At 62.2% G+C, this 21388-nt stretch carries 23 protein-coding genes and 1 pseudogene; 10 read left to right on the plus strand and 14 right to left on the minus strand.

The genetic code is table 11. The features are described 5' to 3' along the window. The first annotated feature begins 151 nt into the window (after window positions 1-151). Both NKH03_RS30560 and NKH03_RS30565 read left to right on the plus strand, forming a co-directional pair. Window positions 152-1273, plus strand: a complete 1122-nt coding sequence (locus NKH03_RS30560) for a carbohydrate ABC transporter permease (protein ID WP_352972623.1) — start codon at window positions 152-154, stop codon at window positions 1271-1273. A gap of 45 nt (window positions 1274-1318) precedes the next feature. Next, complete coding sequence (locus NKH03_RS30565; protein WP_352881836.1) at window positions 1319-2236, plus strand: carbohydrate ABC transporter permease; 918 nt, start codon at window positions 1319-1321, stop codon at window positions 2234-2236. Window positions 2237-2266: 30 nt separating this feature from the next. Here the strand turns inward: NKH03_RS30565 and NKH03_RS30570 are convergent, their stop codons facing one another. Together NKH03_RS30570 and NKH03_RS30575 are read right to left on the minus strand one after the other, a co-directional pair. Beyond that, complete coding sequence (locus NKH03_RS30570) at window positions 2267-3010, minus strand: creatininase family protein (protein ID WP_352972624.1); 744 nt, start codon at window positions 3008-3010, stop codon at window positions 2267-2269. Window positions 3011-3013: 3 nt separating this feature from the next. Continuing rightward, the gene (locus NKH03_RS30575; RefSeq protein WP_502913571.1) at window positions 3014-3652 is read right to left on the minus strand and encodes an SIS domain-containing protein; all 639 of its coding nucleotides are present in this window, start codon (window positions 3650-3652) and stop codon (window positions 3014-3016) included. A gap of 105 nt (window positions 3653-3757) precedes the next feature. Between NKH03_RS30575 and NKH03_RS30580 the strand changes: the two genes are divergently transcribed. After that, a complete protein-coding gene (locus NKH03_RS30580) occupies window positions 3758-4780 on the plus strand; it encodes an aldo/keto reductase (RefSeq protein WP_352972625.1) in 1023 nt (340 codons plus the stop codon). Between the two features lie 85 nt (window positions 4781-4865). On the opposite strand, the gene NKH03_RS30585 is transcribed toward NKH03_RS30580, so the two are convergent. The 4 genes from NKH03_RS30585 to clpP all read right to left on the minus strand — a co-directional run bounded on the left by NKH03_RS30585 (window position 4866) and on the right by clpP (window position 10354). Further along, window positions 4866-5138, minus strand: coding sequence for an HU family DNA-binding protein (locus NKH03_RS30585; RefSeq protein ID WP_027143628.1), 273 nt, complete (start codon window positions 5136-5138; stop codon window positions 4866-4868). A gap of 298 nt (window positions 5139-5436) precedes the next feature. After that, window positions 5437-7848, minus strand: a complete 2412-nt coding sequence (gene lon / locus NKH03_RS30590) for an endopeptidase La (RefSeq protein ID WP_352881828.1) — start codon at window positions 7846-7848, stop codon at window positions 5437-5439. A gap of 305 nt (window positions 7849-8153) precedes the next feature. Next, window positions 8154-9428 carry an ATP-dependent Clp protease ATP-binding subunit ClpX gene (gene clpX / locus NKH03_RS30595; protein WP_352870578.1) on the minus strand — a complete coding sequence of 425 codons (1275 nt, stop codon included), beginning with the start codon at window positions 9426-9428 and terminating at the stop codon, window positions 8154-8156. Window positions 9429-9724: 296 nt separating this feature from the next. After that, a complete protein-coding gene (gene clpP, locus NKH03_RS30600) occupies window positions 9725-10354 on the minus strand; it encodes an ATP-dependent Clp endopeptidase proteolytic subunit ClpP (protein ID WP_111545684.1) in 630 nt (209 codons plus the stop codon). Between the two features lie 330 nt (window positions 10355-10684). Between clpP and NKH03_RS30605 the strand changes: the two genes are divergently transcribed. After that, window positions 10685-11278: a hypothetical protein gene (locus tag NKH03_RS30605; protein WP_352972626.1), complete on the plus strand. Its 594-nt coding sequence runs from the start codon at window positions 10685-10687 to the stop codon at window positions 11276-11278. Between the two features lie 18 nt (window positions 11279-11296). On the opposite strand, the gene NKH03_RS30610 is transcribed toward NKH03_RS30605, so the two are convergent. Further along, entirely contained in the window at window positions 11297-12400 is a 1104-nt protein-coding gene (locus tag NKH03_RS30610) for an NAD(P)/FAD-dependent oxidoreductase (RefSeq protein ID WP_352972628.1), read from the minus strand. Between the two features lie 104 nt (window positions 12401-12504). On the opposite strand from NKH03_RS30610, the gene NKH03_RS30615 reads away from it, so the two are divergent. Beyond that, window positions 12505-13755: a cytochrome P450 gene (locus NKH03_RS30615; RefSeq protein WP_352972629.1), complete on the plus strand. Its 1251-nt coding sequence runs from the start codon at window positions 12505-12507 to the stop codon at window positions 13753-13755. A gap of 152 nt (window positions 13756-13907) precedes the next feature. Here NKH03_RS30615 and NKH03_RS30620 read toward each other — a convergent pair whose 3' ends face one another. The 6 genes and pseudogenes from NKH03_RS30620 to NKH03_RS30645 form a co-directional block, all read right to left on the minus strand. Next, a complete protein-coding gene (locus NKH03_RS30620; RefSeq protein ID WP_352881819.1) occupies window positions 13908-14255 on the minus strand; it encodes a cupin domain-containing protein in 348 nt (115 codons plus the stop codon). Window positions 14256-14349: 94 nt separating this feature from the next. Beyond that, a complete protein-coding gene (locus NKH03_RS30625; RefSeq protein WP_352881818.1) occupies window positions 14350-15630 on the minus strand; it encodes an O-acetylhomoserine aminocarboxypropyltransferase in 1281 nt (426 codons plus the stop codon). A 146-nt stretch (window positions 15631-15776) separates the two neighbouring features. After that, a complete protein-coding gene (locus NKH03_RS30630) occupies window positions 15777-16298 on the minus strand; it encodes a CoA-binding protein (RefSeq protein WP_352881815.1) in 522 nt (173 codons plus the stop codon). 66 nt (window positions 16299-16364) lie between these two features. Further along, window positions 16365-16526 (minus strand): annotated as a pseudogene (locus tag NKH03_RS30635) (AAA family ATPase); the annotation flags it as partial. Next, window positions 16526-16948: a VOC family protein gene (locus tag NKH03_RS30640; protein ID WP_352870572.1), complete on the minus strand. Its 423-nt coding sequence runs from the start codon at window positions 16946-16948 to the stop codon at window positions 16526-16528. The pseudogene NKH03_RS30635 and the gene NKH03_RS30640, both read right to left, overlap by 1 nt. A 10-nt stretch (window positions 16949-16958) precedes the next feature. Then, a complete protein-coding gene (locus tag NKH03_RS30645) occupies window positions 16959-17780 on the minus strand; it encodes an enoyl-CoA hydratase (RefSeq protein ID WP_352972630.1) in 822 nt (273 codons plus the stop codon). Between the two features lie 150 nt (window positions 17781-17930). Here NKH03_RS30645 and NKH03_RS30650 point away from each other — a divergent pair, with 150 nt between their 5' ends. From NKH03_RS30650 to rpsI, 5 genes are all read left to right on the plus strand, one after another. Continuing rightward, window positions 17931-18380 (plus strand): PaaI family thioesterase, encoded by a 450-nt coding sequence (locus NKH03_RS30650; RefSeq protein WP_352972632.1) that lies wholly within the window; start codon window positions 17931-17933, stop codon window positions 18378-18380. A 50-nt stretch (window positions 18381-18430) separates the two neighbouring features. Further along, window positions 18431-18616 (plus strand): type II toxin-antitoxin system HicA family toxin, encoded by a 186-nt coding sequence (locus NKH03_RS30655; RefSeq protein ID WP_352870603.1) that lies wholly within the window; start codon window positions 18431-18433, stop codon window positions 18614-18616. 20 nt (window positions 18617-18636) lie between these two features. After that, entirely contained in the window at window positions 18637-19035 is a 399-nt protein-coding gene (locus NKH03_RS30660; protein ID WP_352870570.1) for a type II toxin-antitoxin system HicB family antitoxin, read from the plus strand. Window positions 19036-19292: 257 nt separating this feature from the next. Further along, entirely contained in the window at window positions 19293-19757 is a 465-nt protein-coding gene (gene rplM, locus NKH03_RS30665) for a 50S ribosomal protein L13 (protein ID WP_023759853.1), read from the plus strand. Between the two features lies 1 nt (window position 19758). Next, window positions 19759-20241 carry a 30S ribosomal protein S9 gene (gene rpsI / locus NKH03_RS30670; RefSeq protein WP_352870569.1) on the plus strand — a complete coding sequence of 161 codons (483 nt, stop codon included), beginning with the start codon at window positions 19759-19761 and terminating at the stop codon, window positions 20239-20241. A 211-nt stretch (window positions 20242-20452) separates the two neighbouring features. Here the strand turns inward: rpsI and NKH03_RS30675 are convergent, their stop codons facing one another. Continuing rightward, on the minus strand, window positions 20453-21244 hold the full coding sequence (locus NKH03_RS30675) for a LysR family transcriptional regulator (RefSeq protein ID WP_352972633.1): 792 nt from the start codon (window positions 21242-21244) through the stop codon (window positions 20453-20455). Window positions 21245-21388 lie beyond the last annotated feature (144 nt).

Consider the following 21388-nt stretch of genomic DNA (forward strand, 5'->3'; position numbering starts at 1 on the left):
TTTTTTTTTTTTTTTTTTTTTTTTTTTTTTTTTTTTTTTTTTTTTTTTTTTTTTTTTTTTTTTTTTTTTTTTTTTTTTTTTTTTTGTTTTTTCCGCCGCACCACTTTAGACCGGCTCCGGCTCCTTGAGAGCCTTCAAACGGGCGAGATTTGTGGCAGACCAGACTTCGACCGCAAACCAGTGGCCGGCAGATGCCGGCACTTCCGATCTGATTTCTCCAGGCCGCAAACGGCTCGGCTGGGTCCTGATGGCCGTTGCAACGCTCGGCCTGCTGGCGACGATCGTGCTGGAAATCCTCTACAAGGGCAGCGCCGATACGATCGGCTTCGAGACCTGGCGCCCCGTCGTCTACGCCTATGTGCTGTGGGGCGTGGCTATCGGCATCGGCCAGGTGCTGACGCGTGGCGAGGACGGCCAGCGTGCCCTGTTCCTGCTGCCGGCGCTGCTGTTCACCATCGCCATGGTGATCTTCCCGACACTGTTCGGTCTCTACATCGCGCTCACCGACTGGAATCTCAGTTCCTTCAGCGGCCGCAGGTTCAACGGGCTCGACAATTTCTGGCAGATGCTGGGCGATCCCTATTACCGCAACGCGCTGTTCAACATGGTTCTCTATGTGCTGGCGGTGGCGGTCGAGTATGTCATCGCCTTCAGCCTGGCGCTGCTGCTCAACGCGCAGATCCGCGCACGAAAATTCTTCCGCGTCGTCTTCCTGATGCCACTGATGCTGTCGCCGGTCGCGGTGTCGTGGATGATCGGCAAGTCGCTGATGGAATACCGGTTCGGGCCGGCGGCGACGCTGGCGCGCCATCTCGGCTGGGAGAATCCGGCCTTCTTCAGCGACCCGATCATCGCGCGTATCGCAATCATGGTGCTGGATGCCTGGACGTTCATTCCGTTCATGATGATCATGCTGTTGGCCGGCTTGCAGGCGATGTCGCGCGAGGTGCTCGAAGCCGCACGCGTCGACGGTGCCAATGTGTGGCAGACTTTCTGGCAGGTCACCTTCCCGCTGATGCTGCCGGTGTCGGTGACGGCGGTGATCCTGCGCATCATCTTCAAGCTGAAGCTTGCCGACATCATCATCACCGTGACATCGGGCGGCCCCGGCGGTGCCACCGATTCCGTGTCGAGCTTCATCTACCGCGAATACCGCGACCGCTCGAATGTCGGCTACGGAACCATGCTGGCGATGGCCTATCTGGTGATCATCATCGTGTTCGTCACGTGGCTGTTGAAATTCGCCAACCGTTTTGTCCGCAATGTGAATTGAAGCAGGATGGGTCAATTGAAGCAAAATCGGGTGAATTGAGCTAAGATGAGCGTTCAGACCACCGAATATGTCGCCTCGGAGATCCGCTCGCCGGCGAGCTTCCTCGCCAGCCGCGTTTTCATCTATGGCGCGCTGGCCTTCTGGGCGTTCATCTGCCTGTTCCCGATCTACTGGACGATCACGACGTCGTTCAAGACCGCGGTGGACGTCACCCAGGGCCATCTCATCCCCTTCGTCGACTTCCAGCCGGACTGGAAGGGCTGGCGTTCGCTCGGCCTGTCGCCGGACTCGATCTTCCAGACCTCGACGGTGCGCGACGAGTTCCTCAAGCGCTTCATGAATTCGGTGATCACCTCGGTCGGCGCGTCGAGCCTCGCCATCGTCATCGGCAGCCTCGCCGCCTACGGGCTCACCCGCTACCGCTATCATTTCGCCTGGTTCAAGAACGAAGACATCTCGTTCTTCTTCCTGTCACAGTTGATCCTGCCGCCGGTGGTGCTGGCGCTGCCTTTCCTGGTGCTCTACCGGGAGGTCGGCCTGCTCGACACGCGCGTCGGGCTGATCCTGCTCTACACGCTGATGGTGCTGCCGATCGTCATCTGGATCATGCGCGACCAGTTCAACTCGATACCCGTGGAGCTTGAGGAAGCCGCACTCGTCGACGGGCTGTCGATCTGGGGGGCGTTCTTCCGCATCGTCATGCCGATCGCGCTGCCCGGCATGGTGGCTGCCTTCATCCTGGCGATGGTGCTGTGCTGGAACGAGTATTTCTTCGCCGCCCTTTTGACCTCGACCGACGCCAAGACAATTCCGGTCATGGTGGCGAGCCAGACCGGCTCGCAAGGCATCAACTGGTGGTCGATGGCGGCGCTTGCCACGGCGGCCATCGCGCCTCTCGCCGTCATAGGCATTGCGCTCGAGCGCTATCTGATCATGGGCATGACCGCTGGAGCGGTCAAATAGCAGCGCCTTGTGGGAGAAGGAAGAACCGCGCTAACTCCTCAAGATCGTGCGCAGGTGATCCATGATCATGGCGACGCCCTTTCGACCGAGCTCCGCCGAAGCATCCTTGGCACTCGCCGTGTACCAGCTCTTGTTGTCTTCGAAGCGACCCGCATCGACAGCCTCCGGGCATAGTGCCAGCATCAGCGAGGTCTCGCCGATGCCGGCATGGTCGAACGGGTACTTGCCGTTCATGTCAGGCGACATCAGCGGATGCACCTGCACCCAGTTGAAGAAATTATCGCCCTCGGCGTGCTCGGCATAGTAGCCGGCCATCGCCTCCGAGCCCCACCAGCCCTCGCCGCGCTCCTTTTCGAGGAAGCGGAAGATCGCCTGACGGCCGGCGGTCTTGAACGCCAGATCGGTCGGCATGCCGGCGGCGAAATTCTCGGTCTGATGGTGGATGATGGCGTGGATGTTGCGAAAGCCGATGCGCAGCAAGCTGTAGAACAGCTCCTCGCCGAACGGCGCCAGCACATTGCCGCCGACCTGCACCGAGCCGCTGCCTTCCGGCGGCGCCACCGCATAGCTCGCCGCGCCGTAATAGAAGGGCGGCAGGATGACGACGTCCCTCTCCTTTTCGAACAGTTCCAGCGTCTTGATGACGGCCAGCGTGTCCATGCCGACGGCCATGTGCTCGCCATGGTATTCGAGCACGCCGAGCGGCAGGGCGACCGGCCAGTTCTCGGCGATCGCCCTGCGGATCTGGTGTGGCAGCATCAATTCGTAGCGCATGATCTATTCCATGTTGGTGTGGCGGGCACGCATCGCGTCAGGCGACGCGCCGATCAAGTCCCTGAGCTTCAGCACCATCACCTCGAACAGCAGGAACAGCGCGCCCTCGAACACCGAGCCCATCGGCAGGACCGATTTCTTCCGCGCCCCCTGATCGTTGGCCATGGTCTGCGCGGGAATGAGCAGCGTGAAATCGGCGCGCTTCGCCGCGCTGCTTTCGGCTTGGGCGGTCAGCAGCAGGTTGGTCGAGCCTGCATCGTGCGCGACCTGCATGAGGGTCAGCACGGTCGAGGTCTCTCCCGGCCCCGAACTGGCCAGGAAGACATCGCCCGATCCCAAGGGCGGCGTGTTCATGTCGCCGACCACCGAGACCGGCAGGCCTAGATGATAGAGCCGCATGGCAAAACCCTTGACCTGCAAGGCCTCGCGCCCGCAGCCATAGACGACGATCCGAGGGGCGCCGGCCAGCATCTTGCAGGCAGCATCGATCCGGTGCTCGTCGACGCGCGCCAGCACGCCGCCGAGTTCGGCTAGCGCGGTCTCGAACAGGCCTTTGCTCTTGTCGCTCACCGCAAACCTGCCATCGAAAAACACCCTGGGATTTGCCGCCCTTGTCGCCACGAACAGCTTGATTTCGTTCATGCTAGCAACCGCGAAAATGCGTGTCCAACGCCGCGCGGCGCTTTTGCCAAGCCACAGGCATGATAGTGTCATTTCAGACAAATCAAGCGAGGCAAACGGCAGGATATGAAGACACGGCATTTCGACCGCATCGGCAATGGCGGCATCAGTTTCACCGAACTCGGCTTCGGCACGGCGCCGCTCGGCAATCTCTATCGTGCCGTCTCGGACGAGGATGCCAATGCCACGCTGGCGGCCGCCTGGGCGACCGGCTGCCGCTACTACGACACCGCGCCGCTCTACGGGCTTGGCCTGTCGGAAACGCGGCTCAACCCTTTCTTGCGCGGCAAGAAGCGCGACGACTATGTGCTGTCGAGCAAGGTCGGCCGCATCATGCGCGCCTGCGCGCCGGAAGAGCGCACCGGCATCGGCAAGTTCTTCGACACGCCGTCGCGCCGCGAGGTGTACGACTACAGCTATGACGGCGTCATGCGCTCGTTCGAAGCCTCGCTGGAGCGTCTCGGCGTCGACCGTATCGATATCCTGTTCGTGCACGATGTCGACATCTTCACCCATGGCAGCAAGGAAGCGTCCGACCGGCGCATCGAGGAATTCATGAGCTCGGGCTACTACGGCTTGCTCTCGCTCCGCGACCAGGGCGTGATCAAGGCGTTCGGCGGCGGCATCAATGAGTGGCAGGTTGCGCAGACGCTGGCCGAGCGCGGCGACTTCGACCTGTTCCTGCTGGCCGGGCGCTATACGCTGCTCGAACAGGAGGCGCTGACGTCCTTCCTGCCGCTCTGCCAGGCACGCGGCATCGGCATCGTTCTCGGCGGGCCCTACAACTCCGGCATCCTCGCAACGGGACCGAAGCCCGGCGCTTACTACAACTATTCCGAAGCGCCGAAGGACATCCTCGACCGGGTCGCTGGCATCGAGAGCGTCTGCAGGCGCCATGGCGTGCGGCTGATCGAGGCCGCCCTGCAATTCCCGCTGCTGCACCCGTCGGTCGTCTCGGTGATCCCCGGTGGCCAGTGGCCGAGCGAGGTCGAGAGCAACCGCGCGCTGCTCGATGCGAAGCTGCCCGCGGCGCTTTGGGCCGACCTCAAGAAGCAAGGCCTCATGCGCCCCGAGGCGCCGACCGCATGACCGGCCGCCACGCTTCGGCGTCGGGCACAAAAATGAAAAGCCGGGCAAGCCCGGCTTTTCTGGTCTCTGAAAAGAAAAAGGGCGCTTAGTTGACTGCGTCCTTGAGGCCTTTGCCGGCCGAGAACTTCGGCACGGTGCGCGCCGGGATCTGCACTTCGGCGCCGGTCTGAGGATTGCGGCCGGTCGACGCCGCACGCTTTGACACGGTGAAATTGCCAAAGCCGACAAGCCGGACATCGCCGCCCTTCTTCAGTTCGCCGCTGATCACGGAAAATACCGCATCGACCGCCGACTGCGCGTCACCCTTCGAAATGCTCGCGGCATCGGCGACAGCGGACACCAGTTCGTTCTTGTTCATAAAAATTCCCTTCCATGAGAACACCGGAACTATCGACTCATCCGGCAGGAAACGGACTTTAGAAAGAAGCGTTGCCGCAACCAAGTCGAAAAGGCAGGAAAAAAGCGGAAAAAGCCCGGAAATGCTGGGTTTTTCACATGAAAAAGCCGGGCGCTGGGCCCGGCTCTCTGTTTGTGCACTGCAACCTTGGCGAAAACCAACGCATGGCCCCGAAAACCGCGGTCGGTTTTCGGAAAGGACCATGCGCAAGTCCAGGTATTAGAGCGTCCTTCGCGCGTCCAGGTGGGCGCGCGACGCTCTAATGCGCAAGCGTCTTTCCGGCATCGTCCGTGGTGTCGGTCGTGGCCGGAGGATTGACCGGTTCGACCCATTCGATCGGCTCCGGCATACGCACCAGCGCGTGGCGCAACACCTCACCGACCCGTGCGACCGGAATGATCTCCATGCCGTTCTTCACGTTGTCCGGAATCTCCGCCAGATCCTTGGCGTTGTCTTCCGGGATCAGCACCTTCTTGATGCCGCCGCGCAATGCGGCAAGCAGCTTCTCCTTCAGGCCGCCGATCGGCAGAACCCTGCCGCGCAGCGTGATCTCGCCGGTCATCGCCACATCCGCCTTGACCGGAATGCCGGTCAGAACGGAGACGATCGCGGTCGCCATCGCCACGCCGGCCGACGGCCCGTCCTTGGGCGTCGCACCTTCCGGCACGTGCACGTGAATGTCGCGCTTGTCGAACAGCGGCGGCTCGACGCCGAAATCGATGGCACGGGAGCGGACATAGGAAGCCGCCGCCGAAATCGATTCCTTCATCACGTCGCGCAGATTGCCGGTCACCGTCATGCGGCCCTTGCCGGGCATCATGACGCCTTCGACCGTCAGCAGTTCGCCGCCGACTTCCGTCCAGGCGAGCCCGGTAACGACACCGACCTGATCGTCAGCCTCGACTTGGCCGAAGCGGAAGCGCGGAACACCGAGATAGTCGGCGAGGTTCGCCGCCGTGATGTTCACCGTCTTCTTCTTCGTCTTCAGGATCTCGGTCACCGCCTTGCGGCCGAGCTTCATCAGCTCGCGCTCCAGACTTCTGACGCCCGCTTCACGGGTGTAGGTCTGGATGATGGCGCGGATCGCGTCCTCGCCGACGGAGAACTCCTTCGGCTGCAGGGCATGGTCGCGCACCACCTTCGGCATCAGGTGCCGCTTGGCGATCTCGATCTTCTCGTCCTCGGTGTAGCCGGCGATACGGATGATCTCCATGCGGTCCATCAAGGGCGCTGGGATGTTCAGCGTGTTCGCCGTCGTCACGAACATCACGCTCGACAGGTCGTATTCGACCTCGAGGTAATGGTCCATGAACGTCGAGTTCTGCTCGGGATCGAGCACCTCGAGCAGCGCCGATGACGGATCGCCACGGAAGTCCTGGCCCATCTTGTCGATCTCGTCGAGCAGGAAGAGCGGGTTGGACTTCTTCGCCTTCTTCATCGACTGGATGACCTTGCCGGGCATCGAGCCGATATAGGTGCGGCGATGGCCACGGATCTCGGCTTCGTCACGCACGCCGCCCAGCGCCATGCGGATGAATTCGCGACCGGTCGCCTTGGCGATCGACTTGCCGAGCGAGGTCTTGCCGACGCCGGGAGGGCCGACGAGGCACAGGATCGGCCCCTTCAGCTTCTTCTGGCGGCTTTGCACGGCAAGGTACTCGACGATGCGGTCCTTGACCTTGTCGAGGCCGAAATGGTCGGTGTCGAGCACGTTCTGCGCGAAAGCCAGGTCCTGCTTGACCTTGGAGTTCTTGCCCCACGGGATCGACAGTATCCAGTCGAGATAGTTGCGCACGACGGTCGATTCAGCCGACATGGGCGACATCGTCCTGAGCTTCTTCAACTCGGCTTCCGCCTTTTCGCGGGCCTCCTTTGAGAGCTTGGTCTTCTTGATGCGCGCCTCGATCTCGGCGGCTTCGTCGCGGCCGTCCTCGCCCTCGCCGAGCTCCTTCTGGATCGCCTTCATCTGCTCGTTGAGGTAGTATTCGCGCTGCGTCTTCTCCATCTGGCGTTTGACGCGCGAGCGGATGCGCTTCTCCACCTGCAGGACGGAGATTTCGGCCTCCATGAAGCCCATCGCCTTTTCCAGACGCTCCTTCACCGAGAGCGTGGCCAGCATTTCCTGCTTTTCAGGGATCTTGATGGCGAGATGCGAAGCGACCGTGTCGGCGAGCTTGGAATAGTCGTCGATCTGGCTGGCGGCACCCACCACTTCGGGCGAGATCTTCTTGTTCAGCTTGACGTAGTTCTCGAAGTCGGTGACGACGGAACGAGCCAGCGCCTCGACCTCGACCTCTTCCTCTTCCGGCTCGACCAGCGCCGAGGCACGGGCCTCGTGGAAGTCGGGACGGTCGGTGAACGAGACGATTTTCGCGCGCGAGGCGCCTTCGACCAGAACCTTGACGGTACCGTCGGGCAGCTTCAGCAATTGCAGCACATTGGCGAGCGTGCCGATGTCGAAGATGGCATCGGGCTCGGGATCGTCGTCGGCGGCATTCATCTGGGTGGCAAGCAGGATCTGCTTTTCCTGACCCATCACCTCTTCCAGCGCCTTGATCGATTTTTCACGCCCGACGAAGAGCGGAACGATCATATGCGGGAATACCACGATGTCGCGCAGTGGGAGGACCGCGAAGACGCCGTCGCTGGGTGCCTTGGATATTTTGGCCATTGTCCAACCTTTCATGTCGCGGCCGCCAATCAGCCAACCGCGAATCTTATATTAACGACCGGGGATCGTTCCGCCTACCACCGTTTGTGACGGGAGTTTTACAGCACAGAAATCGGGCACCACGGCCTTCTCCAATTAGTTGGATGCACGACCCACAAAGATCAAGGGGCGGGTACAAATCCGTACCTCCAACGCACCGCGAGTGACACATTTGCGACGCTAGGACCGGGCGCCCCCGCAAAACCCCGCGCGACAGCAAAACGGCGCCTTGCGGCGCCGTTTCAGAATTCCGCCGCGGGCTCATGTCAGGCGCTGACATTGCCCTTCTTTTCCTTCTGCTCGGAGTAGATGTAGAGCGGCCGGGCGCTGCCGGTCACCACCTCCTCCGAAATCACCACTTCGCGCACGCCTTCGAGCGCCGGAAGTTCGAACATCGTGTCGAGCAGGATCGCTTCCATGATCGAGCGCAGGCCGCGCGCGCCGGTCTTGCGATCGATGGCGCGCTTGGCAATCGCCGACAGCGCGTTCTCGTGGAAGGTCAGGTCGACATTCTCCATCTCGAACAGCCGCTGATACTGCTTGACCAGCGCGTTCTTCGGCTCGGTCAGGATCTGGATCAGCGCCGGCTCGTCAAGGTCTTCCAGCGTGGCCAGAACCGGCAGACGGCCGACAAACTCGGGGATCAGACCGAATTTCAGGAGATCCTCGGGCTCGACCAGGCGGAACACATCGCCGGTGCGGCGATCCTCGGGCGAAGCGACGACGGCGCCGAAGCCGATCGACGTCTTGCGGCCGCGATCCGAGATGATCTTGTCCAGACCGGCGAAGGCGCCGCCGCAGATGAACAGGATGTTGGCGGTGTCGACCTGCAGGAACTCCTGCTGCGGATGCTTCCGGCCGCCCTGCGGGGGCACGGAGGCAACGGTGCCTTCCATGATCTTCAGCAGCGCCTGCTGCACGCCCTCGCCCGACACGTCGCGGGTGATCGAGGGGTTGTCCGACTTGCGAGAGATCTTGTCGATTTCGTCGATGTAGACGATGCCGCGCTGGGCACGCTCGACATTATAGTCGGCCGACTGCAACAGCTTGAGGATGATGTTTTCGACGTCCTCGCCGACATAACCGGCCTCGGTCAGCGTCGTCGCGTCAGCCATGGTGAAGGGCACGTCGATGATGCGGGCCAACGTCTGCGCAAGCAGCGTCTTGCCGCAACCGGTCGGGCCGATCAGCAGGATGTTGGACTTGGCCAGCTCGACATCGTTGTTCTTGCCGGCATGCGCGAGGCGCTTGTAGTGGTTGTGGACCGCCACCGACAGCACGCGCTTGGCGTAAGGCTGGCCGATGACGTAGTCGTCGAGAACCTTGAGGATCTCCTGCGGTGTCGGCACGCCCTCGCGCGACTTCACCATCGAGGTCTTGTTCTCCTCGCGGATGATGTCCATGCAGAGTTCGACGCACTCGTCGCAGATGAAGACCGTCGGACCGGCGATCAGCTTGCGCACCTCGTGCTGGCTTTTGCCGCAAAACGAGCAGTAAAGCGTGTTCTTGGAATCGCCGCTGTTGTTGCCGACCTTGCTCATTTTCATGTCCTTTCATGGCCGCCCGCCGATGGTCTGGCTGAAAGGGCGCATATTCTATCTATCGCGGGAATCCGCCGCCGCCAGTGTGTCCCGGCTCCCGCAACGCTTCCGTACGAAACACAAATCAGAAAACGTGGCAACGATTCGCGACAACCCCGCATAAAGCTAAGCCGCCGAAACTCAACATAGGCTTAACGTAGGCAATCCTGTCCCCCGAGGGAACAGCCAATTGTGGCCGAAATGCCGCAAGACGCACCAAAAGCGCGTGATGGCGCCATCCAACTGCCAACTGGCCTTTATGCCACAGCGCTTTCTGCCGCTTCGCGCGACGAAATGACCTTGTCGATGAGGCCGAAATCCCTGGCTTCGTCGGCGGTCATGAAATGGTCGCGGTCGAGCGTCTTCTCGATCTCTTCGTAGCTCTTGCCGGTGTGCTTGACGTAGACCTCGTTAAGGCGACGCTTCAGCTTGATGATGTCCTGGGCATGGCGCTCGATGTCGGACGCCTGGCCCTGGAAGCCGCCGGAAGGCTGGTGAACCATGATGCGGGCGTTCGGCGTGGCAAAGCGCATGTCCTTGTGGCCGGCGGTCAGGAGCAGCGAGCCCATCGAGGCCGCCTGGCCGATGCAGAGCGTCGACACGGCCGGCTTGATGAACTGCATGGTGTCGTAGATCGCCATGCCCGAGGTGACGACGCCGCCCGGCGAATTGATGTAGAGGTTGATTTCCTTTTTCGGATTCTCGGCTTCGAGGAACAAAAGCTGCGCGCAGACCAGCGTCGCCATGCCGTCCTCGACCGGACCGGTGATGAAAATGATACGCTCCTTGAGGAGGCGCGAGAAAATGTCGTAGGCCCGCTCGCCGCGATTGGTCTGTTCGACCACCATCGGAACGAGGTTCATGTATGTTTCGACGGGGTTCTTCATCAGATATCTCTTATCTCGCGGTGGGATTCCGGCGCCGGGAATGCTGGCGGATCGGGCAGAATCGGTTCTGGATCGTTATTCCGTAAATAGGATGCCGGCTCATCCTTGTGCAAGGCCGACCCCTCCTAGCCATCTGGGTAAGTCGAATCAAGGTTACATTTCACGGGATTCATCGACCCGTGCCGCGATCGTTCGGCGGCGTCCTCACCATCGTAGCAATTTCTTAACCGCATCGCTTAACGAAATAAGGCAAATCCACTTTCCTCCGACATCTCTTCCCCTACAATCCAACGTTGAACCGTCATTGTGCCGTTCAACAGGGGGAGTGTCATGCCTGGGAAAACCGCATGCTTCACCATTGCCGGGCTGACCATGCTCGGCACGATTTCGCAGACGGCGGCCGGCGGCCGCGCCGTCGAATGCTATGAACCCGTCCGAACGCCTGATGTCTACGACACGGTCTATGAAGACGTGCTGGTCAGCCCACCCGGCCAGCAGGTCGTCGACTATGTCCCTGCCATCTACGGCACCCGCGAACGGGTGGTGATGACCGTTCCGGCACAGGTGACTTACGAGGTCGTGCCCGCCGTCACCCGCACCGTCTACCATACGGTCCGGGTCGATGGCGGCGGCTATTCCTGGGAATGGCGCGTCATCCACGGCCGCAAGGTGCTGTGCAAGATCTGGCACAAGGCACGCTATGAGCGCGTCGCCGAAACCGTCGTGATCCAGCCGGAGCGCACGCGCCGTGTCGTCACCCCGGCACAGTACGACAGCATCGCCGAGGAGGTCCTGGTGCGGCCAGAGCAAAGGCGCATCATCGATGTTCCCGCCTCCTACCAGACCGTCGCGCGTCGCGTGCTGGTCCGCGAAGGCTCATCGGGCTGGCGGCGCGTGCATATTCCGAGGCATTGCCAGGATTAGGTTGGACGCCGGCGGCGTTCAGGCCAGCTCCGCCCGCAACCATGACTTCAGGCCGGCGATATCGCCATTGCCAACGGCGGCGGCAACACGCCGGCCAACCGCCGCGCCGAACTTGTAGCCATGGCCGGAGCAGGCCGAAACGATCAGGCATTTTCCTCGCTCATGGGCGAAGAACTTCTCGTCTGATGTGAAGGTGTAGGCGCAGGTGACAACCTCGGTCACCCTGTATTCCTCGATCCGGGCGATCGGCGGCGAGAACAGGTTGCGGATCGCTTCGCCCTCGCCCGGCACTGGCTGACGGTTCCAGTCGGCATCGCTGGTCGGCACCCTGTGCAGCCCCGAACCGAACTTCATGCCGGCGCCGCCCGAAGGCGGGATCACATAGCCGTCGACCGCGCCGCCGATATCGAGGACGACCGGCGCCGCCTGCCAGGCGGCCTCGAGGTCGGCCGGCGGTTCGACATAGGCGAGCGCGGTTCGATAGGTCTTCAATTCGCCGTCCAGTTCCGGGAACAGTTTCAGCACCCAGGCCCCTGCCGTGACGACGATGCGGTCGGCCTGCATCGTCTCGCCGATTTCGAGCACGATATGGCCGGCCTCGGAGTCGATCGCGGTAACTTTGCTGTGTTCGTACACATTGGCGCCGTTGGCGCGCAGCCACTTTGCCAGGCCGGAGGCGATCTTGCGGCAATGCAGCGCGCCGCCTTCGGCCGAAAAATAGGCGTAGCGGAAAGAACCGGCTTCGAGAAACGGCCAGCGTTTCACGGCCGCGTCCGGCTCCAGCAATTCGAAAGGAAAATTGCCTTCTTCCAGGCCTTCGCGGTATTCCTCGGCCTCGTCGCCCGGCTCGCGCGAAATGCAGACAAATCCGCGCGCATCGAGATGGCTTTCGCCGAGATCGGCCCACATCTCGTCCCAGGCCTGATAGGCTTCGGTGATCAGCCGGCCATAGCCGGTTCCGGCCCGGTAGGCGCGGCGGATGATGCGGTGATGGTCGCCCGACGCTGCCAGCGGATTGGGGATCGGCCCCTGTTCGACGATCGACACGCTGTGGCCGGCCTTGACCAGCGACCAGGCGGTGGAGAGACCGGCGATACCCGCGCCGACAACGATGACATTCATCAAATCAGTCTTTCCGCAGCCGTGTCGGCTGGCTCAACGCATTGAGTTGCGGGCGCCAACATACGGTCTGGAACCCGGCTGGCAAGCCGCGCTATTGGTCTGGCATGAGCAAATTGACGCCACCCACCCTGGCCTTTGACCCAGCCACTCGACGCCTGCGATTGGACCCGCACGAGCCGGCCTTTTTTCAGAACCCCTATGAGGCCTATGCCTTTCTGCATGGCGCATCGAATGCATTCTTCTGGGAAGAATTCGGCTTCTGGTGTTTTGGCGGCTTCGACGACGTCAACCGGCTGCTGCGCGACCGCCGCTTCGGCCGCCAGAACCCGGCCGGCATCCCAGACAGTCGCGGCATCGGTCAAGACCGAGGCCATCTCAGCGCTTTCGACGGCATCGAAGCCAATTCGATGCTGGAACTGGAGCCACCGGTGCACACGCGGCTTCGAACGCTGGTCAACCGTGCCTTCGTCTCGCGCCAGGTCGAACGGCTGCGGCCACGTGTCGAAGCGCTGGCCAACGAGCTGATCGACCGTTTCAAACCTGGCAAATCCGTCGACCTGCTGCCTGCCTTCGCGGCGCCGCTGCCGATCACCATCATTGCCGAAATGCTCGGCGTGCCGGTCGAGATGGGGCCGCAACTGCTCGACTGGTCGCATAAGATGGTTGCCATGTACATGCATGGCCGCACGCGCGAAACCGAGGAGACGGCCAACCGCGCCGCGGGCGAATTTGCCGATTTCCTGCGCGGTTACGTCACCGAGCGGCGCAAGAACCCCGGCGACGACCTGCTGTCCCTGCTGATCTCGGCGCAGGAGGACGGCCAAAAGCTGTCGGAGGACGAGATGGTATCCTCGGCGATCCTGCTGCTCAATGCCGGCCATGAAGCGACGGTGCACCAGACCGGCAACGCGGTCCGCTCGATCCTGGCGCAAGGCGGCGATCCGCGCCGCTTCTTCAGTTCACCCGAAGCGACCGCGGCAACGGTCGAAGAATGCCTGCGTTTCGACGCGCCGCTGCATATGTTCACGCGCTACGCCTATCAGGAGATCGAAGTCTCGCCCGGCATCGTCGTGCAGCCGGGCCAGACGATCGGGCTGCTGCTGGGCATGGCCAACCATGACCCGCGCGCCTTTGCCGAACCGCAGACCTTCCGGCCCGATCGTGCGGACCAGAAGAACGTTTCCTTCGGCGCCGGCATCCATTTTTGCATCGGTGCGCCGCTCGCCCGGCTCGAATTGCAGGTGTCGCTGAAAACCTTGTTCGAACGCCACCCAAAGCTCCATCTTGCCGAAAGTCCAAGCTTCCGCGACACTTACCACTTCCATGGATTGGAAACGCTCGCGGTCGGTTTCTGACGGGTTCTGGGGTTGCCTCAGCTACCCCTGCTCCGGCGCATCGATTCCTGCCTCGATGAATTGCTGGGTAGCGATTGGCACCGGCAGATGATGGCGGAATACGGGTTTTCGGGCAGCAACATCGATCGCGTCGGCTGATCCAGCTTCGATGACTACAGTTTGATCACATACTCCTTGCGAGTCGTTTCAAGCACTTCCCAGCTGCCCCTGAAGCCGGGCCTCAGGACAAAACTGTCGCCGGTCTTGACGGTGCGCGCCTGCCCACCATCCTCCGCGATCACCGAAACGCCGGACAGTATGTGGCAGAACTCCCACTCGTCATAGACGATGCGCCACTTGCCGGGGGTCGATTCCCAGATGCCGGCATAGAGGCCGCCCTCCCGCTCCTCGACGTTCCAGGTGCGGAATTTCGGATCGCCCGAGATCAGGCGATCCGGCGCCGGTGCGCCCTGTTCGGCGTCGACGCTGTCCGTCGATATTGTCAAGTAATGCGCGGACAAGACTTGCCTCCATGAAAGAGCCAGCGCTGCGCCCGGCTCACCCCCACCCCGGCGCTGCGCGCCGACCCTCCCCACAAGGGGGAGGGTAAAAAGATCAGACCTTGGCGAGCGCCTGTTCGAGGTCGGCGACGATGTCGTTGACGTCCTCGATGCCGATCGACAGCCGTACCGTGTCCGGTCCTGCGCCGGCCTTGACCTTCTGTTCGTCGGAAAGCTGGCGGTGCGTGGTCGATGCCGGGTGGATGACCAGCGACTTGGTGTCGCCGACATTGGCGAGGTGCGAGAACAGTTCGAGCGCCTCGACGAATTTGACGCCGGCGTCATAGCCTCCCTTGAGAGCGAAGGTGAACACGGCGCCCGCGCCAAGCGGCGAGTACTTCTTCTGCAGCGCGTTGTTCTTGTCGCTGGGCAGGCCTGGGTAATTAACCGAGGCAACCTTGGGATGGTTGGACAGCCACGCAGCGACCGTCACGGCGTTGTCGCAGTGGCGCTGCATGCGCAGCGGCAAGGTCTCCAGGCCGGTCAGGATGAGGAAGGCGTTGAACGGCGAGATCGCCGGGCCGAGATCGCGCAGGCCGAGCACACGCGCGGCAATGGCGAAAGCGAAATTGCCGAAGGTTTCGTGCAGAACGAGGCCGCCATATTCGGGGCGCGGTTCCGACAGCATCGGGTACTTGCCCGACTTCGACCAGTCGAAGGTGCCGCCATCGACGATGGCGCCGCCGATCGAATTGCCATGGCCGCCGATGAATTTGGTCAGCGAGTGGACGACGATGTCGGCGCCATGCTCGATCGGCCGGATCAGGTAGGGCGAGGCCAGCGTGTTGTCGACGATGAGCGGCAGGCCATGCTTGCGCGCGATGTCGCCGATCTTCTCGATATCGACGAAGGTGCCGCCCGGATTGGCCAGGCTCTCGATGAAGATCGCCTTGGTCCGGTCGTCGATCTGGCTTTCGAAGGTCGAGATGTCGTTGGTGTCGGCCCAGCGCACCTCCCAGCCATAATTCTTGAAGGCATGGCCGAACTGGTTGATCGAACCGCCATAGAGCTTGTTGGCGGCGACGAAATTGTCACCCGGCCGCATCAGATTGTGGAACACGATCACCTGCGCGGCATGGCCGGAGGCGACCGCAAGAGCCGCCGTGCCGCCTTCGAGTGCCGCCATACGCTCTTCCAGCACCGCCTGCGTCGGATTCATGATGCGGGTGTAGATGTTGCCGAAGGCTTTTAGCCCGAACAGCGAGGCGGCATGGTCGGCATCGTCGAAGACGAAGGAGGTCGTCTGGTAGATCGGCGTGGCACGCGCGCCGGTCGCCGGGTCGGGCTTGGCGCCGGCGTGGACGGCGAGCGTATTGAAACCTGGCGTGCGGGTCACTGAAAACCTCCCTTTTTGAAACTCTTGAAATCGCCGGGCATTCTTGGCGAAGCCCGGGCGCGAATGCAAAGAAGAAAATGCCCTTCGGCAAGCGATCTACGGCCGAACGACGAGAAAATGCACCGGCCCGCGGAATAATTTTGCTTCTATTTCTGCCGCACGCCAAAACTCTGGAATCCGGAGCGCATCAGCGGCTTCTTCGACGACAGCACGCCGGAGTTGACGCCGGTCCAGCCGATCTCGCCGGACAGTTTGCCGTATTCGATCTTGGGGCAGCGGTTCATCACAACCTTGATGCCCGCAGCCTCGGCGCGCACGGCCGCCTCGTCATGGCGGACGCCAAGCTGCATCCAGACCACTTTCGGCAAGGGATCGAGCCGCAAAACCTCGTCGACGATGCCGGGCACCGCCGCTGGCGCACGAAAGATATCGACCATGTCGATCGGCTCCGGAATGTCGGCCAGCCTGGCATAGGTCATCCGGCCGAGGATTTCCTTGCCGGCCTGGCCGGGATTGATCGGAAACACCTGATATCCCTTGGCCAGCAGGTATTTCAGCACGAAATAGCTTGGCCGCACGTCATTGGCGGATGCGCCGACCATGGCGATGGTCTTCACCGAGTTGAGGATGCCGGCGATGTAGGTGTTGTCGTAGCTATCGTGGTTCATGGCTCGTCCTCATACAACGCCTCGTCGAGAAAACCATCCGCGTCATTGCTGAAATCGCGCATCATCGATAATGGTGATCGGCGTGGTGAATTCGAGCTCGAAGTCATGACCGCGAAACAGCGGCAGGTTCCAGGGGTATTTTTCCCAATCCTCGACCAGTGCGGGGTCGAGCAGGATGCGCTTGAGATAAGGTGCCTTGAGCCGCGTCAGCTGCTTGCGATGGGCCATCAGCCAGGCAGCGAAATCGTGCCGTCTTCCGCGATCGGAAAGGCCGGATTGTGCGCCACTTCCCAGACATGCCCGTCGGCATCGGCGAAATAGCCGTACCAGCCACCCCAGAAGGCGCGCCCAGCCGGCTTGACGATGCGGCCGCCGGCTTTCTCGGCCTTGGCAAGCACCTCGTCGACTTCAGCGTCGGAGCGGGTGTTGTAGGCGAGGTAAACAGCGGACGGCCCCTTGGCGAAGGCGATGCCGGAATCCTCTTCGGCGCTTTCGCGCGGGAACAGGCCGAGAATGACGCCGCCCATCTGGAAAAAGGCGACACCTTCGGTAATGCCGGCGTGACGGGTCAGCCCCATCGCTTCGTAGAAGCGCACGGCGCGGTCGAGATCGTCGGTGGCGATGGTGATGATGGAGATTCGCGGTTCCATGGTAATGCTCCTATTCGTCCGCCCACTCCGGCTCGCGCTTGCCGATGAAGGCGCCGATGCCTTCTTCCGCGTCGCGCGCAAGCATGTTCTCGACCATGACGCGGCCGGTATAGGCATAGGCATCCGCCAGTCCCATTTCGGCCTGCGCGTAAAAAGCCTCCTTGCCGGTCTTGACCACCAAAGATGATTTGGATGCAATGGTTTGCGCATATTTGGTGACAATCTGATTCAGATATTCGCGCGGCACGACACGGTTGACGAGGCCGAAGTCCTTGGCGGTCGCCGCATCGATCGTCTCGCCGGTCAGCAGCATCTCCATCGCATGCTTGCGCGAAACGTTGCGCGACAGCGCCACCATTGGCGTCGAGCAGAACAGGCCGATGTTGACGCCCGGCGTGCAGAAGGTCGCCTCATGCGATGCGATCGCCAGATCGCAGCTGGCGACCAGTTGCAGCCCGGCGGCGGTAGCCAGGCCATCGACTTCGGCAATCACCGGCAGGGGATGACGCACGATCGTCTGCATGAGCGCGGCACAAGCCGCGAACGTCTCTTCGAAGAAGGCCTTGCCGCGATCGGCATCGGCGCGTCGCGCGGTCATTTCCTTGAGGTCATGGCCGGCGCAGAAAACCTTGCCGGCCGCCGAGAGAACGATGACGCGAACGGCCTTGTCGGCCCTGGCGCGCTCGAACTCCGCCGTCAGCGCCGCCATCACCGCCAGCGACAGCGCATTGGCGGGCGGATTGGCGAGGGTCAGGCGCAGCACGCCCTTGTCCAGTCTTGCGGCAACCGGACCGTCGACGGCAGCAGACTTGATGGCAAGGATTTCGGCCATGGATGAGGTCTCCGCGATTCCGCTCGGGGCAGGCACAGTATCTAATACCGGATCGGGTTTCGTCCAACACCGATCGCTTGCGCCAAGGGAGGAAGGTTGCCAGAAATGCCGCGCGCGCTGATACAGGCATGCACAAAACGAGAGGCCGACATGCCCGCCCATTCCAATCTCAAGCCGGTACTGACCGCACAAAAAGTCAATGCGCTGATGGACACCGTCTATCCGCAACTCAACGAGCAGTTCAGATATTACGAGACGATCGACGTGTTCCCGGGCGGCTGTATTGTCCGGCTCAATGCCAGCGAGCGGCATCTGCGTCCCGGCGGCACGGTGTCCGGCCCCTCGCTGTTCACGCTGGCCGACATCGGTGGGTATGTCTGCGTGCTCTCGCATGCCGGACCGGATGCGCTCTCGGTCACCACCAATCTCAACATCAATTTCGTCCGCAAGGCCGAGGCCGGGCCGATCGATGGCCACTGCCGCATCCTGAAGCTCGGAAAGAGCCTGATGGTGTTCGACATCGACATCGTCGCCGGCCCGGACGGACACACGATCGCGCACGCCACGGGCACCTATTCGATCCCGCCGAAGCGGTCCTGAAGATTGAATTTTCCTTCGATGTGTACATATATGCGCATAGGTGACTTTTGCTGGAACGTGACAGCCGTAAGATCGTAAAGCGTCTCAGGGAGGAGGGGTTCGAGCTGATTTCCGTGCGCGGCTCGCACCACAAATTCCGGAAGGGCGGGATCGTGTTGATTGTTCCGCATCCCGAGAAAGATCTGCCAACCGGCACTGCTCGCGCGATCGCCAAGCAAGCTGGTTGGATCAAATAGGCTTACGCCCGGAGACCGCAATGAAGAACTATTTCGCCTTGGTCGACAAAGACCCCGATAGCGCTTTCGGCATCCGCTTTCCCGACATTCCCGGCTGCTTTTCGGCTGCGGACGCGGCGGAAGACATCTTGCCCAATGCCGTTGAAGCCTTGCAATTGTGGGCGGAGGACATGCCCGTTCCCGAACCGTCCAGCCACGAAGCGATTGTCGCCCGCCCCGATATACGCAACGCGCTTGCCGAAGGCGGTTACTTGGTCTCGGTGCCGCTCATCGACAATGACAGCGCGGTCGTCCGGGCGAACGTCACTTTCGAGCGCGGTGTTTTGCGGGCGATCGACGCCGCCGCCCGTGAGCGCGGCATTACACGATCAGCCTTCCTTTCCAGCGCCGCTCGGAGGGAAATCGAGGCAAAGCACTGAGACTGCCCCAGACAAGCGGTCGCAGATCGGTGTGGTAAAATAATACCTTTTTCCCAAGCCTTTGTTTTTGCTGCGCTTTGCCTGGTATTCTCCTTTTCACGTGCCTTGACGCCACAACCACCCTCGCCTATAAGCCCTCACGAAGCAGCGGCCCGCAAAGGCCGCCGTTTTATTATTGGCGGCGGGCAAGCGCTTTTCGCCAATCCAAGCAACAAGAAACGCCTTCCCCGTGAAGGTCAGAACCGAGAGCAGAAAACATGACAACCTTTTCGCAGAAGCCTGCGGATGTGGTGAAGAAGTGGATCTTGATCGACGCCGAGGGTCTCGTCGTCGGTCGTCTGGCCACTGTCATCGCCAATCATCTTCGCGGCAAGCACAAGCCGACCTTCACCCCGCATGTCGACGACGGCGACAACGTCATCGTCATCAATGCCGACAAGGTGGTGTTCACCGGCAAGAAGTTCACCGACAAGGTCTATTACTGGCACACCGGCCACCCCGGCGGCATCAAGGAGCGCACCGCGCGCCAGCTGCTCGAGGGTCGTTTTCCCGAGCGTGTCGTCGAGAAGGCCGTTGAGCGCATGGTGCCGCGTGGCCCGCTCGGCCGTCGCCAGATGAAGAACCTGCGCGTCTATGCAGGTGCCGAGCATCCGCATGTCGCCCAGCAGCCCCAGGTTCTCGACGTGGCCAAGCTGAATTCCAAGAACAAGAAGGTCGCATAAGATGGCTGAGCTTTCCTCGCTCGCAGAATTGGGCACCGCCACCGGCAACACCAACACGCAGCCGGCCGCCCCCGTCCACGTCCAGAAGCTCGACAAGTCGGGCCGCGCCTATGCCACCGGCAAGCGCAAGAACGCCATCGCGCGTGTCTGGGTGAAGCCCGGCTCGGGCAAGATCATCGTCAACGACAAGGAATTCGCGACCTATTTCGCGCGCCCGGTCCTGCAGATGATCCTCAACCAGCCGATCATCGCCTCCAACCGTTCAGGCCAGTACGACATCGTCGCCACTGTCGTCGGCGGCGGCCTCTCCGGCCAGGCCGGCGCCGTGCGCCACGGCATCTCCAAGGCGCTGACCTACTACGAGCCGACGCTGCGCGCCGTGCTCAAGAAGGGCGGCTTCCTGACCCGCGACAGCCGCGTCGTCGAGCGCAAGAAGTACGGCAAGGCGAAGGCCCGTCGCAGCTTCCAGTTCTCGAAGCGCTAAGCGCACCGCCGCCTCAGACAATCGAAAGGCCGCCTCCGGGCGGCCTTTTGTTGTTGGGGCTCGGCAGTCACCCCACCCGCGCCTTCGGCGCGACCTCCCCATCAAGGGGAGGTAGAAGAGCGCGGCGCCCTACCTCCCCTTGATGGGGAGGTCGGCGCGTAGCGCCGGGCGGGGTGATGGCGCGGGCGCAGGTCATGCCTGGCGCCAACTCTCAGGTTCTGCCGCCCTTGATGAAATCGATGAACGCTCGTAGCGGGGCCGGCACTAGGCGCCGGCCGGGATAGTAGAGGAACGGCCCGGGGAAACTCGGCCACCACGGTTCGAGAATGGGCTCAAGCGCACCACTCTCGAAGTAAGGGCGAAGCCAGCCCTCGAAGAGGCCGATGATGCCGGTGCCGGCGATGGCCGCATCGACGGCAAGATCGGTCGCCCCGCCGATCCGCACGATCAATGGCCCCGTCGGATCGACCCGGACCACCTCACCGTCGCGCTCGAATTCCCAAGGCAGCATCGCACCGCTGGCAAAACGGCCGCGCACGCAGGAATGGCTGAGCAGATCGCTCGGGTGTTCGGGCCGCCCATGGCGATCGAGATAGGCAGGGCTGGCGGCGGTGGCGAAATGCTGCACGCGCGGCCCGATCGGCACCGCGATCATGTCCTGCTCCAGCCGCTCGTCGTAACGGATGCCGGCGTCGCACCCGGCCGCGAGTACGTCGACAAAGTTCTCGTCGGCGATCACCTCCAGCCGGATGCCGGGATAGGCGGCGAGGAAATCCGGCACGATGTCGGGCAATATCAGCCGCGCCGCGCTCACCGGCACGTTGAGCCGCAACGAGCCCGCCGGCCTGTCGCGAAACCCGTTCACCACGTCCAGCGCCGCCTCGACCTCCGACAGCGCCGGGCCGAGCCGTTCCAGCAGGCTGAGGCCCGCCTCGGTCGGGACAACGCTGCGCGTCGTGCGGTTGAACAGCCTGACACCGAGCTGTGTCTCGAGGCGACGCACCGCCTCGCTCAAACCTGAGGCGCTGCCGCCGCTGGCCCGGGCGGGCCCGCGGGCGCCCCCCCGCCCCCGCCCCCCCCCCCCAGCCGGGGGAGAAGAAAGTTGGGAAAAATATTGAGGAAAAAACACAACCCGGGGGGGTGGGGG

The sequence above is a fragment of the Mesorhizobium sp. M1406 genome (assembly GCF_040317555.1).
Lineage (GTDB): Bacteria > Pseudomonadota > Alphaproteobacteria > Rhizobiales > Rhizobiaceae > Mesorhizobium.